The following is a 14,971-nucleotide window of genomic DNA, read 5'->3' on the forward strand; positions in this document are numbered from 1 at the left end:
CATTATAAAAACAATGTATAGTGAATATGTATACCATGTTTGTCTTAAAGATAGAATGGGCACAATATGGAATAACGATCGTGTATAGGATGTGTCTTCCGAATGGAACAACATATTGGCGAGTTAATCGCACATTATGGTTATTTTGGAATTATTATAGCTCTAGCTGGCGGGATTGTTGGATTACCTATACCGGATGAGTTTTTATTGACTTTTATTGGATATAACATTTCAAAAGGAGTTATGTCAGGAACAGCTGCTTTTTTAAGTGGAATGGCAGGGGCAATGCTTGGCATTACATTAAGTTACATGTTAGGTTTAAAACTTGGGCTCCCTGTTTTAAAAAAATATGGTCCGAAAGTTAGAATTAAGGAACATCATATTGAAAAAACACATATTTTATTTGAAAAATACGGTCCATTTCTTTTAATGATTGGATATTTTATACCAGGAGTACGTCATTTAACAGCATATTTTGCTGGAGTTTCAAATTTAACATGGTGGCGTTTTTGTTTGTATGCTTACGGTGGTGCACTAATTTGGATAAGTGTTTTTATTGGCCTAGGTTGGAAACTGGGAGAGAAGTGGCGCTTTGTTGAATATAGTTTACATCATTATGGAATATGGATTTTATTAGTTTCGGCAATTGTAACATTGATTGTGTGGATTTACATAAGGAAAAGAAAAAACCGCTAATAATAGCGGTTTTTTAGCTGAAAGCAATAAATAATACACCAGCTGTAATAAAGGCTACACCAATACCAGTCATAAAGTTTAACTTTTCACCTAATATAATCATCGCGAGAATAATGGAAAATACTACACTTAATTTATCGATAGGTGCTACTTGTGAAACTTTTCCTGTTTTTAATGCAAGAAAATAAAATAGCCATGACGAAGCACCAGCGATTCCACTTAATGTGATAAATAGCAGTGCTTTTTTATTTAAGAGAACATCACCGATATTTTGAAATTTACCTTGTATAATAATAACCCCTACCATAAATAATGCCATAATAATAGAGCGAACCGTTGTTGCGACGTTGGCATCGATTCCATCTAAGCCAATCTTTCCAAAAATAGATACGAGGGCAGCGGCAACTGCTGATAATAGTGCGAATAATAGCCATGAACTCATAGGGAAATTCCTCCAATCTTACATTATTATACATGAAAATCATTCTCATGTATAAATAACGAAATAAACCCCCGCCCTATATTTTTAATAAGGTGGGGGTTTATTATGCTACTCTGCTATTTCTTCATATAAAAAGTACGTTACATTATAAATATGTTCTACTTCATCATCCGTCATAAATAATAATTCGTCACGTTCAATCCCTTTTTTCTTTTCAATAAACTCAATCATGTTTTTTCGTTCTTCTCTTTTCATCAATTTTTATTTCTCCCCTCAATCTGTTTTAATACAGTTTATTTAAGTTACTGCTATTATATAACAGAATCTTTGGAAAGTTCCACCTATTTTATTATTTTTTTTAGAAGAACCTTTCGACAAAACAAGCCCGCTTAAAGGGCTTGTTTTCATTTTAAAGTCGTAAAAACTCGGGCTCGGTCGTACCAGCCCCATCGATGTAATAAATTGTATCGGGATTGATTTTTATTAGTACGTAATTAGGGTCTTCCGCACCGAGTAACCAGCGTTTTAAGCTATTAGTCCAAAATTTGTTTTTTAATGTTTGATCTTCTTCGATGGAAGCTATACCTTCAACTTCAATGTAATCTTCATCTAATTTCTTTCCTTCACGTCCAAGTAGTACATGTACATTGGGATTTTTTTCGATATCTGTTATCTTTTTTGAATTTCGATCTGTTGCAACATATAGTACAAAATCTTCGTGGAAAAACATCATAAAGGCGCTATGTGGCTTATCGTTACGTACAGTAGATAATACACCAGTACGTTGACCTTGAATAATAGTTGCGATTTTTTCTTTTAAGTGCATATTTTTAGCCTCTTTTCATAATTCGTAATTTTTTCTGTCTGAACAAGATAATTTAAATATCTTTCATACTGTTTTCTTCAATCCGATTTTTTAAACGTAATTGTGATGAAATCGGACAAGTTAGGAGATGAATAATAATAATATCGAGGAGAAATACATACGATGGAAGGATGAAAAGCATGTTTAATAAAATATTTCTTACAGTAGCGCTTATAGGTGTACCACTTTCTGTAATCGGAAAAACACTTCATTGGCCACAAACCATTATGTTTGCTGTATACTGCATTACTATTATTGCATTAGCTGGTTTTATGGGGAGGGCGACAGAAAGTTTAGCAATCGTTTCTGGGCCTCGGATAGGTGGTTTATTAAATGCCACTTTCGGTAATGCCGTTGAACTTATCATTTCAATTTTTGCACTTCAGGCAGGATTAACAGAAGTTGTTTTAGCTTCCTTAACTGGTTCTGTACTTGGAAACTTATTACTGGTAGGAGGGCTATCCTTCTTTATAGGTGGCCTTAAGTATAAAAGGCAAAGTTTCAATGTTTATGATGCAAGACATAATTCAGCTTTATTAATATTTGCTGTTGTCGTAGCCTTTGTTATTCCGGAGATTTTTTCAATGAAGATGGATGCTGGAAAGACGTATCAATTAAGTATTGGTGTTTCTATTATCATGATTATTATGTACCTTGCTGCATTGCTATTTAAGTTAGTTACGCACCGTGGTGTATATCAACATAAAAGTGATGAAGTAGCACATGAGGAAGAGCCAGAGTGGTCCAAAGGTAAAGCGCTACTCGTTTTAGCGATAGCAACACTTGCAGTTGCTTATGTGTCAGAGGCACTCGTACATACTTTTGAAACGGTCGCAAAGTCGTTTGGCTGGTCAGAGTTATTTATAGGGGTTATTATCGTTGCAATTGTTGGTAATGCAGCAGAACATGCATCTGCGATTATTATGGCATATAAAAATAAAGTGAATATCGCAGTAGAAATTGCAGTAGGTTCTACATTACAAATCGCCATGTTTGTTGCTCCTGTGTTAGTACTTCTTTCGATGCTTTTTGCACAAAAGATGCCTTTAGTATTTACAATACCAGAACTTGTTTCTATGATTACAGCTGTTTTCTTAACCATTGCGATTTCAAATGATGGGGATACAAACTGGTTTGAAGGAGGCACTTTATTAGCGGCGTATGTCATTATGGGAATTGGTTTTTATTTATTATGAAAAATAGGGATAACAATGCGTATGAGAGAAAACAATAAAGTGAAACTTTAATTAGTGGGGGATTTCCATCTCCCGCTAATTATTAGCTGAACCAATCGGGCTTTTACGGGCAGTTGATTTCCAAACTAATTTCTTTGTTTAATTGGAATATTAAGGTGGAAATCTTACTGCCCGTTAATGCGGGATAAATACAGTAAATTATATACCTTTATGTAGGAAGGAGCCAGACAGGTGAAACGAGTATACAGCATATGTCTTTCAACCATGGTCTCGTTTATCTTATTATTTCCTAACAGTAGTTTTGCAAAGACAACGGTAGAAGTAAAAATGCCTTCATCTGTTTTAAATATTTCAAAAGATAATACATTTCCGAATGATGCACAAGATTTACCGCGTTTACAGCCAAGTAAGTTTGCGCAAGAACTATTGAAAACAGCAAATATCAAAATTGAAAATCCAGATTTAATTCGAATGTTTAATGAAACAACAATTTCGAATGCACCGCTTGCGGTAGGATACCGGGCGAAAATTTATTTAGGTCAATGGGCATTAAATTATGAGTCAATAGATACATCGATTAATTGGGAATATAAGCAAGTGAATCGCAACGTGTACGATAATCGCGGAGGTGATCGCTTATACCCACTTCGCTATAAGCAAGAAACCCAAAAGACAATCGAAGGTGATTTAACAGCAGATATGAAAGATGCCACAGATGTGAAAAAAATGATGCTTCTAAAAGCGCTTGAAAAAGTACAATTGCCACTTTCATTTAAAACAACCATTGGTTATGGTACCGGACATGAGCGTGTTTATAATATTAGTCCAAGTCAAATTGGATATTTATATGCGTATACACCAGCAGTAAATGAAAAAGGAAAAGTAACATTTGGAGAAGTCTACCTTGTGTTAAAAGGGAATCAAAAAAGACTTGTCGTGAAAAATATTACATCTCAAGGAATCGGAGCTGCTATTCCAATTCATGATCATTTATTTTTTAAATTTGTTTCTTCATCACATTCACAATGAAATAAAAAACGTCAGCCTATAAGCTGACGTTTTTTATTTATCCCGCTATTTGCCGGACAGTAAAACTCCCACCTCAAAATTCGGCTGGAGCAAAGAAGTTAGGTGGGAGCCCTGCTGCCCGTAAACGCCCGAATGGTGAAGGCTAATAATCGGTGGGGGATGAATAAAACCCCACTGATTAAAGTTTCACTTTATAACATAATGTTTGATGTTTTTGATAAGAAATCTTCTTTTGGATAGTAGCTATTTTTTACAAGAACATTTGGTCCAAGGCATTTCACGGCAGGACAATGGCAACTTAATGATTTTGCTGTTTTTGAGTCACACCATTTGTCGTAAGCTTCTTGTAGTGTATTTGTTTGTACATTACCTAGAAGCGGGACATCACCGAAATCGGTCACGATAATATTTCCATCGAAAATATTTACGTTCAAACGAGAACGACCATCTGGATCATTGCGGACAGTTACATTTTTACTTTCATGTAATCTCTTCAATGTGTATAAATCACGTTCATCATCACTACATGCATAGAAAGGTAATGTTCCAAATAACATCCATACATTTTCATCACGGATCTCTAATAAATGTTCAATTGCATTTCGAATTTCTTCTTTTGTTAAAATTTCAAGTGTGCTAGCGAAGTCACTCGGATACATTGGGTGCACTTCATGACGTTTACAGCCCATTTCTTCAACGATTTGACGGTGAATATGTTCAATATGTGGTAGAGTTCGTTTGTTTAACATAGTTTCGGCTGATACGAGTACACCTGCCTCTGATAGAGCTTTACTATTTGTAATCATTCTTTCAAATAATTTAGCGCGCTGTTCATAAGTAGGTTTACGCTCCATCATTGCAAATCCGCCTTCAACGAAGTCATCGATTGTTCCCCAGTTATGTGAAATGTGCAATACATCTAAGTAGGGAATAATTTGTTCGTAACGTGCTAAATCTATAGTTAAGTTTGAGTTGATTTGAGTGCGAACGCCTCGTTCATGGGCGTATTTTAAGAGTGGTGTTACATAGTTGTCGACGGATTTTTTTGAAAGCATAGGTTCTCCGCCTGTAATACTTAAAGAACGCAGATAAGGAATCTCATCTAATCGTTTTAATAAAAGCTCCATCGGAAGCGGATTTGGATCTTTCGGCTGTAATGTGTAACCAACAGCGCAATGCTCGCAACGCATATTGCATAACGTCGTCGTTGTAAACTCAACGTTTGTTAATAGTAGTTTGCCGTACTCTTCAAGGTCCATATACGCTTCCCATGGATCGTAAGAAGGAGTAATCGGCTTCATTATTTGTGATATCGTCATATGAAATACTCCTTTGACTATTGAAATAACAATTTGTCCATTCTCTATAATAGAAGAATATGTGCTTTTTATAAAGTGAAACTTTTTTGTGAAAAAAGAGAGAGGGCTTACATTATAATGAATTACTGCGACAAATTTGATGAAATTACATGCCCATATCCATCATTTTTGCGGTATAATAAAAGCAACTCGAATTAAAAGGAGAGTGCCTTCATGGGAAAAGCAATTCAAGATAAAGATTCACAACTAGTATATTTGAAAAAACGTTTAAATATGTTCATTGAAGTAATTGATACGATTGAACCAGAAGAGGTAGAATTAGAAGATGTAGATCGTCTTCTTGCAATGTTAGATGAATTAGAACTGAAATGTGAGCAATTTAAAAAAGACGAATAATATATTAAAAAGGCTGCCACTACAAAATTGGCAGCCTTTTTCTGTACGGATAATAGAAGGAATATAGAAAAAAAGGTATAATCAAGTTGTGAAAAATTTCATTTAACCTTTAATGGCGTGAAATAAAGTGAAACTTTACTCAGTGGGGGTCATTCCCCACTGAGTATTAGTTGAACCAATCGGGCGTTTACGGGCAGTTGATCTCCCACCTAACTTCTTTGCTCCACCTGAATTTTGAGGTGGGAGTCTTACTGCCCGTTAATGCGGGATAAATAAACAGCTGAAGAGTATAACAATGGAATTTTCATTTCATAACGTTTTGGTAGCGTTCACAATTGAGGGGGAAGTAACAATGGAAAAGCTTCAAGAAAGCATGTATCAACTAATTGTTGAAACGTCAACGAACTTACCGAAAGATGTTCGTCGCGCAATTCAACAAGCGAAAGAACGAGAAAATGCAGGAACTCGTTCGGCGATGGCACTTGGCACAATTACGAATAATATTAAAATGGCAGATGATAATATCTCGCCAATTTGCCAAGATACAGGGATGCCAACGTTTAAAATTTATACACCAGTTGGTGTGAATCAATTAAAACTGAAGGAAGCTATCTATAGTGCGCTTGAGCGGGCGACAAAAGATGGTAAACTTCGTCCAAACTCTGTTGATTCTCTTTTTGGAGACAATAGCGGAAATAATTTAGGACCAGGTACACCTGTTATTAAGTTTGAACAATGGGAAAAAGATTACATTGATGCACGTTTAATTTTAAAGGGCGGGGGCTGTGAGAACAAAAATATTCAATATAGCTTGCCTTGTGAAATAGAAGGACTTGGACGAGCTGGGCGTGATTTAGAAGGAATTCGTAAATGCCTTCTTCATGCAGTATATCAAGCGCAAGGGCAAGGGTGTAGCGCTGGGGTAATCGGCGTCGGTATCGGGGGAGACCGCACATCAGGTTACGAATTAGCAAAAAATCAATTATTCCGTACATTAGATGATGTAAATTCAGTTCCAGAATTACAAAAGCTTGAAGAGTACGTATTAGAGAATGCAAATAAGCTTGGCATTGGTACGATGGGATTTGGCGGAGAAACAACTTTATTAGGTTGCAAAGTTGGAGTATATAATCGTTTGCCAGCGAGCTTCTACGTATCTGTTGCATATAATTGTTGGGCATATCGTCGTCTTGGTGTAACAATTCATCCTGAAACAGGTGAAATTATGGATTGGTTGTACCAGGAAGGTGAAGATACACTTCAGCAAGATGCTGCGCAAGAACAAACAGAGCAGCGTGAAATCGTATTACAAGCTCCAATTACAGAAGAGCAAATTCGTGAACTTCGTGTTGGTGATGTTGTTACAATTAACGGCATGATGTATACAGGACGTGATGCGATTCATAAACATTTAATGGATAACGATTGTCCAGTAGATTTAAAGGGACAAATTATTTATCACTGCGGTCCAGTTGTAGTGAAAGATGAGAATGACAATTGGCAAATTAAAGCGGCAGGTCCAACGACAAGCATTCGTGAAGAGCCATATCAAGGCGATATTATGAAAAAGTTCGGTATTCGTGCTGTGATTGGTAAAGGCGGTATGGGTGCTAAAACATTAGCAGCTTTAGAGGAACACGGTGGTGTGTACTTAAATGCAATTGGTGGTGCAGCACAATATTATGCTGAATGTATTAAAGAAGTGAAAGATGTTGATTTCTTACAATTCGGTATCCCAGAGGCAATGTGGCATTTACGTATCGATGGTTTTAAAGCAGTTGTAACGATGGATTCTCATGGTAAAAGTCTACATGCTGATGTTGATAAAACATCACTTGAAAAATTGGCGAGCTTTAAAGAACCTGTATTTAAGTAAAGAGAAATGCATCTCGAATTATTCGAGGTGCATTTTTTTGGTATATATAGAAAATCATGTTCAGCATGAAAGAAAGCAGGGAAACAGAAACTACAGGTACGATTATATATGGAAAGGAGACTATTTATGAAATATAAATGGTTATATATAGGTCTCATTTTTTCAATTATGATGGCACTTGTTCCAGTTTCAACATTTGCTTATACGAATACACCACATAACTGGGGAATCCCACGTCCTAAAAATGAAACGGTGCCAGATGCAGGGAAACTATATACAGAATTAATACAAAAAAATGGTGGGTTTTATTTAGGAGATACGAAGAAAAAAGATATTTATTTAACATTTGATAATGGATACGAAAATGGATACACAGGAAAGATTTTAGATGTATTAAAGGAGAAAAAAGTACCAGCAACTTTCTTTGTGACGGGACATTATATAAAAACACAAAAAGATTTATTATTAAGAATGAAAAATGAAGGACATATTATTGGTAATCATTCTTGGAGTCATCCAGATTTTACAACAGTAAATGATGCAAAACTTCGTGAAGAATTAACGAGCGTAACGGAAGAGATTAAAAAAGTAACAGGGCAAAAAGAAGTGAAATATGTACGCCCTCCGCGAGGTGTATTTAGCGAAAGAACGTTAGCTCTTACGAAAGAAATGGGATATTATAACGTGTTTTGGTCGCTTGCATTTCTTGATTGGAAAGTAGATCAGCAAAGAGGATGGCAATACGCTCATAATAATGTAATGACTATGATTCATCCAGGATCTGTTTTGTTACTTCATGCAATATCAAAAGATAATGCAGAAGCACTTGCGAAAATCATTGATGATTTGCGCGAGAAAGGGTATCATTTTAAAAGCCTAGATGATTTAGTAAAAAGCAATCAACCGTAAGCATGTATGCTTGCGGTTTTCTCATGCTATAATGATGTGTAAAAAGGATGGGGAAACGTATGTGGAGCGAACATGTTACGTTAGAATATCCGTACCATTTTGAAGAAGTGCTAAAGCGTTTAGCTTTCGACCCGTTAAACGTCATTCAATTAGACGAGAAAGTAATTTATGTCCCGCTTTTTATAGACGAAGAACAAATTGTTGTTCGTTTGCAAGGGATTGGTACTGTTCAAAATCCACAGTTTTGGATTTCTAGTCAGGCAGGAGATCAAGAGAAAGTAATGAAACGAATGAGATCCATTTTTCACTGGAATGAACCGTTTCAAAATATACAAGATCATTTTTTAAACACATCATTACGTCCACTGTTTGAAACATATGCTTATACTCCAATTATATTAGAATTTGATTATTTCGCTTGTCTTCTTCGTTGTATTATTCATCAACAAATAAATTTGAAATTTGCTACGGTGCTAACAGATCAATTTGTAAAACGATATGGGACAGAGAAGAACGGCGTTTTCTTTTTCCCAACACCAGAAAGAGTAGCGAATATTTCAATAGAGGAATTGAGAGAGCAGAAGTTTAGTCAGCGAAAAGCCGAATATATAGTAGGATTAGCAAAACATATTGCAGACGGTAAATTAGATTTAGCAAGGATAGAAAACGAAACAGAAGAAGAAGTATCGGCACAATTGTTACCAATAAGGGGTATTGGAGCATGGACAGTGCAAAACTTTTTAATGTTTGGGCTTGGCCGGAAAAACATGTTTCCAGAAGCAGATATCGGGATTAGGCGTGCACTTCAAGGTGTATTTCAATTAGATAATAAGCCTGATGATGCATTTTTAGAAAAAGTGAAACAAGAGTGTGAACCATATTGCAGTTATGCAGCGTTATATTTATGGAAAAGTATAGAGTAGAGGTGTAATAATGATACAAGAGCAACAAGAGAGTAAGTTGGAAGTTGGTCAAACGTTTCCTGTGACAATTAAACGTCTTGGGATTAACGGAGAAGGCGTTGGTTATTTTAAGAGACAAGTTGTTTTCATTCCAGGGGCATTACCAGGAGAAGAAGTTGTTGCTGAAGCAACGAAAATTCAGCGTGGCTTCGCTGAAGCGAAAGTGAAAAAAGTTCGTAAATCATCACCACACCGTGTGAAAGCACCATGTTCAGTATATGAGGAGTGTGGTGGCTGTCAATTGCAGCACTTAGATTATAAAGAACAATTAAATCAAAAGCGTGATATCGTTGTACAGGCATTCGAGAAGTATATGAATGACAGTCTAGAAGAGAAAATTCGTCCGACGCTTGGTATGGAAAATCCATGGCATTATCGTAATAAAAGTCAATTGCAAGTGGGGCGTAAAGACGAAAAGGTTATTACAGGGTTATATAAGCAAAACTCACATCAGTTAATTGATATTTCTCATTGTATGATTCAACATAAAGCAACGAATGAAGCGACAAAAGTTGTAAGACGTATATTAGAAAAATTAAATGTTTCTATTTACAATGAGAAAAAACAAAAAGGTTTAGTACGCACAATTGTGACACGTACTGCAGTTCAAACAGGGGAAGTGCAAGTCACACTTATTACAACAAAAGAAGAATTACCAAATAAAGATCAATTTATCGCAGAAGTACAAAAACAAATGCCAAGTGTTAAATCAATTATGCAAAACGTAAACTGGCGTAAAACATCTGTTATTTTTGGTGATAAAACATTTAAATTAGCTGGAAAAGAAGTAATTCAAGAAACACTAGGTGATTTATCATTTGAATTATCAGCACGCGCATTCTTCCAATTAAATCCAGAACAAACGGTTGTTTTATACGATGAAGCGAAAAAAGCAGCTGCTTTAACAGGAAACGAGAAGATTGTGGATGCGTATTGCGGTGTCGGTACAATTGGACTTTGGCTTGCGAATGATGCAGCGGAAGTACGTGGTATGGATGTAATTCCAGAAGCGATTGAAGATGCAAAGAAAAATGCAAAACGCCACGGATTCACAAATGCAAAGTATGAAGCTGGTAAAGCGGAACAATGGTTACCAAAGTGGGTAAAAGAAGGATGGCGTCCAGATGTCATTGTTGTCGATCCACCGCGTACAGGTTGCGATGATAAATTACTGGAAACGATTTTAAAAGTAAAGCCGAAAAGAGTTGTTTACGTATCTTGTAATCCATCCTCATTAGCACGTGATGTGAACGCATTAATGAAGAGTTATGAAGTGGAATATGTACAACCAGTTGATATGTTCCCACATACAGCTCATGTGGAGAATGTAGTTAGATTAAAGTTGAAATAAGAAGGATTAAAAATGTTGATGTAGTTAACTGCATCAACATTTTTTGTTATATTAGCAGCTAGATTCAAGGTAATTACTTATCACGTTACATAATCAATATACATATTTTCTGTAGAGAGTATATGAGTTTTTCTTTCTAAATTCGAAATGAGTTTGTAAAAATATACAGTATTAAGATTGTATAGACCACTACGCTTTAATAAATTACAATATGTATGTATTATAGCGATTTTGCTATAGAAAATAAGCTAAAAGGGAGAAGATTTATGAAAAAATGGTTGGCGTTATTTGTCTTTGGAATCGTTTCTTTATTCGCAACTTCTGCATATGCGGAATCGTATGAAACAACAAAAACATTAAAAGTATATGAAAGCCGCAGTTTTAATTCACCTGTGAAAAAAGAACTGCAGCCAGGAGAAATGGTTTATGTTACAAATCGACATCCTAATGGATGGTGGAAGATTAGTGGCGGATTTATTGCGCCTGAGGGTGCTCAAGTAGAAATTAATCGGACTTTTGAAGCTTTTGATTGGATTAATATGGACAGTGCGAAGTACGTATTTGGTCCTCAAACTGTTATTGCACGTGATGGTACACTGAGAGGTGAAATTTTAATTGATACATATTTGGGGCAGAAGTGGACAAGTGTAAATGGAATGCCGCAAATAATGAAGCAGAATTTCGCTGCATACAGTAGCCCTGAAGCTAAAAATCCAGATGCTTGGTTCGCTCCACAAACGGTTAATATTTTGCAGACAAAAGAAAACGGTTGGTCTTTAATTAATACGTATTTAGGACCGAAGTGGATTGTTCGTTACCCACACGTGGAACATATTAATCGTGATTTTTATGCATACAATGAACCGAAGTACATGCATCACGGTGTGAAATTTTCAGCTCAATCTGTAAGAGTACTTCAACAAGGAGAAAATGGTTGGAAGAAAATTAAGGCTGATGTTGGAGAAAAATGGATTGCGCCACAAGGGTCTTATTACTACGTCCCAAATGCGTTTACAGCATTTGACCAACCTTTAGGTAGAGCAATCGGCAGTTTTGCACCACAAACAGTATTTGTAGTTGAAGAATCTACAACATCATTTGGTTGGTTAAAAATTAAAACATATTTAGGAGATTCTTGGATTCAAACGAATCGTAATTAGTAAATAGATTACTGTATTCCTTTTGGAATGAAGTAACAATATGTTATAGTTCCCTCATATGGCAAAGTTGTATGAGGGATTATATTTTTAGCCTATTAAAGGCAAGGAGAATACAATGAACAATTATAAATTAACAATTCAGTATGACGGTGCACGATATAAAGGGTGGCAACGTCTTGGTAACAATGACAATACGATTCAAGGAAAAATCGAAAGCATAATATCTGAAATGGTCGGAAAAGAAACTGAAATTATCGGCTGTAGTAGAACGGATGCTGGTGTACACGCTTTGAATCAAGTAGCTAACTTTCAAAGTGATGAGAAGTTAGTAGAACATAAAGTGAAAAAGTATTTAAATCAATATTTACCAAATGATATTAGTATTACGAGTGTAGAAGAAGTACCAGATCGTTTCCACGCTCGTTACAATTCTAAAGCAAAAACATATCTGTATAAAATTTGGAATGAAGAGCATACGAACCCATTTATGCGTAAATACAGCATGCACGTGAATAAACAATTAAATGTGAAAAGCATGAAAGAAGCTGCGAAACATTTAATTGGTTCACATGACTTCACTGCTTTTTCAAATGCAAAGTCTAAGAAAAAATCTATGGTTCGAGAAGTGTATACACTTGATGTTTTCGAAGAATCAGGATTTGTACAAATTAGAGTAAGTGGTAACGGATTCCTTCATAACATGGTGCGAAAAATTGTTGGAGCATTAATTGAAGTTGGATTAGGACAATTAGAGGCGGACGCAATTCCAAACATTTTAGAGGAAAAACAACGTAATCAAATTAATTGTCTTGCTGAGGCGAGCGGGTTGTACTTGGAGAATGTTAAATTTTAATAATAAGTAAAAAAATCGAGCTGATAAGGCTCGATTTTTTTGCACTTTGAAATTAAGAAGATTTTTCTTTCTTCATAAGTAGCTTCAAATTCCAAAAAGCAGCAAGCATAATAGCTGCAAAGGAGCCACTAATTATGCCTAATAGCTTTGCATAAGGAAAGCTGCTCATATCAGCATTAATGAATAACATCATACATAGAACGGCAGGGAGAAGGTATAAGTATTGTAATAACTTTAATTTTTTATCATTACTCATATATAGCCCCTTTCTAGCATGTTATATGTATATTATAACATGTTTTTCCAAATTATTACTTGTACTTGGAGAGAGTCATTTTATATGTGTAAATGCAATTTTTTAATTCGATATTGTAAGTTTTGTCTGCTCAATCCTAAAAACTTTGCGGCTTGTGAGATATTACCTTTATTTTCTTTAAGAATTTGATGGATATATTTCTTTTCCATTTCTTCGATTATACGTTTTAAATTTTGTGGCGTATCAGTATTGTGACTAGTTAGCGGAGTCTGCATATTGAGTTCCTTTTTTGCTAGTTCGCGAAAGTGCGTTGGCATATGGAACGCTGTAATGATATCTTCATCTTCTATTAAGTTCATGGAGCCTTCAATTATATGTTCTAGTTCTCTCACATTACCAGGCCAATCGTATTTATAGAAGAAGTTATTTACGTTTAAATCTACATCTTTTACGCTAAGATCAAATTGGATATTGTATTTTTCAATAAAGTGTTGAACAAGATATGCAATATCTTCTTTTCGTTCCCGTAAAGGCGGAAGACATAAAGTAACAACGCTTAATCGGTAATATAAGTCTTGTCTTAATCGATTGTGTGCTATGGCTTCAAGAGGATCTTCATTAATAGTTGCTATAATACGAACATCAATTTCTTTTTCTTGTGTGCCTCCGATTCTTCGTATTGTTTTTTCTTGTATAGCCCGCAGCAATTTAGCTTGAAGTGTTGGACTTAATGAGTTGATCTCATCTAATAACAAAGTCCCGCCGTTTGCTTCTTCAAATAAACCAGGTTTATCTATTGCTCCTGTAAAAGCACCTCGATTTGTACCAAATAGTAGACTTTCCATTAAGGTTTCTGGTATAGCGGCACAGTTTTGCGAAATAAATGGTTTTGTTGAACGCTGGCTTTCATTATGGATGCTCTGCGCAAATAGCTCTTTACCAGTCCCTGTTTCTCCGATGATAAGTATAGAGGAGGATGTACGTATTACTCTCTTTGCCTCTGCAATGACCGATTGAATAGCTCTAGAATCACCAATTATGTGATCAAAGGTAAACTTAGTATTTTGTTTGCGAGAAAGGTTCGTTTTCATTGTTTGCTTTAAATGACTAATCTCTTTTGAAATTTCAATAGCGCCTTTAATTTTTCCATTTTCTATTATAGGAAAAGTATCGTTAATCGTCGTAATCTCTTGTCCTTTATTGTTAAAATACGTTTGTTTTATATTTTTGTTTGTTTTTCCAAGTTTTAATGCTTCTATAAGAGTACTATTTTTATTTTCTTCAAATGCAAATACTTCTAAAGGATTTTTGTCTAGCACATCAGAACGATCCATTGATTCAATGTCCATCATTTTGCGGTTATAGATAATCGTTTTACTTTCCTCATTAATAATATGAATCCCAATATCTAGTTCATTTAGTAAAGTTTCATATAGCATATTCATTTCAATAATCTTTTTAAAATTGATTTCTTCTGTATGCATGTATTATCTTCTCCTCGTTATACCCTATGAAGACTGACTTTTTATAATTTTATTAAAATTCTCATAAAATCGCAAAATTTTTTTGCTATTTTCTCTTAAAACTTTTCAAATGATAGAAAAATTTTGCGGTTATGCAGATTTTTTTCGTAAGAAATCCCAATTTTACATAGGTGTTGA

The 14,971-nt window shown here is 35.2% G+C and carries 16 protein-coding genes; 10 read left to right on the forward strand and 6 right to left on the reverse strand.

Annotation, left to right across the window (positions count from 1 at the left end; translation table 11 throughout):
• The first annotated feature begins 102 nt into the window (after positions 1 to 102).
• A complete protein-coding gene (locus tag MHI07_RS02260) occupies positions 103 to 696 on the forward strand; it encodes a DedA family protein (RefSeq protein WP_078180151.1) in 594 nt (197 codons plus the stop codon).
• A gap of 13 nt (positions 697 to 709) precedes the next feature.
• Here MHI07_RS02260 and MHI07_RS02265 read toward each other — a convergent pair whose 3' ends face one another.
• From MHI07_RS02265 to MHI07_RS02275, 3 genes are all read right to left on the reverse strand, one after another.
• Entirely contained in the window at positions 710 to 1,138 is a 429-nt protein-coding gene (locus tag MHI07_RS02265) for an EamA family transporter (protein WP_340821733.1), read from the reverse strand.
• 108 nt (positions 1,139 to 1,246) lie between these two features.
• Positions 1,247 to 1,393 carry a BH0509 family protein gene (locus MHI07_RS02270; protein WP_000817786.1) on the reverse strand — a complete coding sequence of 49 codons (147 nt, stop codon included), beginning with the start codon at positions 1,391 to 1,393 and terminating at the stop codon, positions 1,247 to 1,249.
• A gap of 154 nt (positions 1,394 to 1,547) precedes the next feature.
• Positions 1,548 to 1,964, reverse strand: a complete 417-nt coding sequence (locus tag MHI07_RS02275; RefSeq protein ID WP_002125015.1) for a pyridoxamine 5'-phosphate oxidase family protein — start codon at positions 1,962 to 1,964, stop codon at positions 1,548 to 1,550.
• Between the two features lie 179 nt (positions 1,965 to 2,143).
• Here MHI07_RS02275 and cax point away from each other — a divergent pair, with 179 nt between their 5' ends.
• Positions 2,144 to 3,199 (forward strand): calcium/proton exchanger, encoded by a 1,056-nt coding sequence (gene cax, locus MHI07_RS02280; RefSeq protein WP_002159406.1) that lies wholly within the window; start codon positions 2,144 to 2,146, stop codon positions 3,197 to 3,199.
• 231 nt (positions 3,200 to 3,430) lie between these two features.
• Positions 3,431 to 4,228 (forward strand): YfkD famly protein, encoded by a 798-nt coding sequence (locus MHI07_RS02285; protein WP_002159405.1) that lies wholly within the window; start codon positions 3,431 to 3,433, stop codon positions 4,226 to 4,228.
• Between the two features lie 191 nt (positions 4,229 to 4,419).
• Here MHI07_RS02285 and yfkAB read toward each other — a convergent pair whose 3' ends face one another.
• Positions 4,420 to 5,547: a radical SAM/CxCxxxxC motif protein YfkAB gene (yfkAB, locus tag MHI07_RS02290; protein WP_002113768.1), complete on the reverse strand. Its 1,128-nt coding sequence runs from the start codon at positions 5,545 to 5,547 to the stop codon at positions 4,420 to 4,422.
• Positions 5,548 to 5,760: 213 nt separating this feature from the next.
• Here yfkAB and MHI07_RS02295 point away from each other — a divergent pair, with 213 nt between their 5' ends.
• The 7 genes from MHI07_RS02295 (at position 5,761) to truA (ending at position 13,054) form a co-directional block, all read left to right on the forward strand.
• Complete coding sequence (locus MHI07_RS02295; RefSeq protein WP_002091170.1) at positions 5,761 to 5,943, forward strand: SE1561 family protein; 183 nt, start codon at positions 5,761 to 5,763, stop codon at positions 5,941 to 5,943.
• Between the two features lie 352 nt (positions 5,944 to 6,295).
• Positions 6,296 to 7,819 (forward strand): class I fumarate hydratase, encoded by a 1,524-nt coding sequence (gene fumA, locus MHI07_RS02300; RefSeq protein ID WP_087945984.1) that lies wholly within the window; start codon positions 6,296 to 6,298, stop codon positions 7,817 to 7,819.
• A 126-nt stretch (positions 7,820 to 7,945) separates the two neighbouring features.
• Positions 7,946 to 8,728, forward strand: coding sequence for a delta-lactam-biosynthetic de-N-acetylase (gene pdaA / locus MHI07_RS02305; protein ID WP_016097025.1), 783 nt, complete (start codon positions 7,946 to 7,948; stop codon positions 8,726 to 8,728).
• Positions 8,729 to 8,787: 59 nt separating this feature from the next.
• Positions 8,788 to 9,651: a DNA-3-methyladenine glycosylase family protein gene (locus MHI07_RS02310; RefSeq protein ID WP_002113774.1), complete on the forward strand. Its 864-nt coding sequence runs from the start codon at positions 8,788 to 8,790 to the stop codon at positions 9,649 to 9,651.
• A gap of 10 nt (positions 9,652 to 9,661) precedes the next feature.
• The gene (gene rlmD, locus MHI07_RS02315) at positions 9,662 to 11,041 is read left to right on the forward strand and encodes a 23S rRNA (uracil(1939)-C(5))-methyltransferase RlmD (RefSeq protein WP_340821741.1); all 1,380 of its coding nucleotides are present in this window, start codon (positions 9,662 to 9,664) and stop codon (positions 11,039 to 11,041) included.
• Between the two features lie 266 nt (positions 11,042 to 11,307).
• Positions 11,308 to 12,201 (forward strand): S-layer protein, encoded by an 894-nt coding sequence (locus MHI07_RS02320; protein WP_340821743.1) that lies wholly within the window; start codon positions 11,308 to 11,310, stop codon positions 12,199 to 12,201.
• Positions 12,202 to 12,316: 115 nt separating this feature from the next.
• Positions 12,317 to 13,054: a tRNA pseudouridine(38-40) synthase TruA gene (gene truA / locus MHI07_RS02325; protein ID WP_002113777.1), complete on the forward strand. Its 738-nt coding sequence runs from the start codon at positions 12,317 to 12,319 to the stop codon at positions 13,052 to 13,054.
• A gap of 52 nt (positions 13,055 to 13,106) precedes the next feature.
• On the opposite strand, the gene MHI07_RS02330 is transcribed toward truA, so the two are convergent.
• On the reverse strand, positions 13,107 to 13,310 hold the full coding sequence (locus MHI07_RS02330) for a hypothetical protein (protein ID WP_078180145.1): 204 nt from the start codon (positions 13,308 to 13,310) through the stop codon (positions 13,107 to 13,109).
• Positions 13,311 to 13,390: 80 nt separating this feature from the next.
• The gene (locus tag MHI07_RS02335) at positions 13,391 to 14,794 is read right to left on the reverse strand and encodes a sigma-54 interaction domain-containing protein (protein WP_002159400.1); all 1,404 of its coding nucleotides are present in this window, start codon (positions 14,792 to 14,794) and stop codon (positions 13,391 to 13,393) included.
• Between the last annotated feature and the right edge of the window lie 177 nt (positions 14,795 to 14,971).

Origin of the sequence: Bacillus sp. FSL H8-0545, from assembly GCF_038006105.1 — a bacterium.
Taxonomy (GTDB): Bacteria; Bacillota; Bacilli; order Bacillales; family Bacillaceae_G; genus Bacillus_A; species Bacillus_A cereus_U.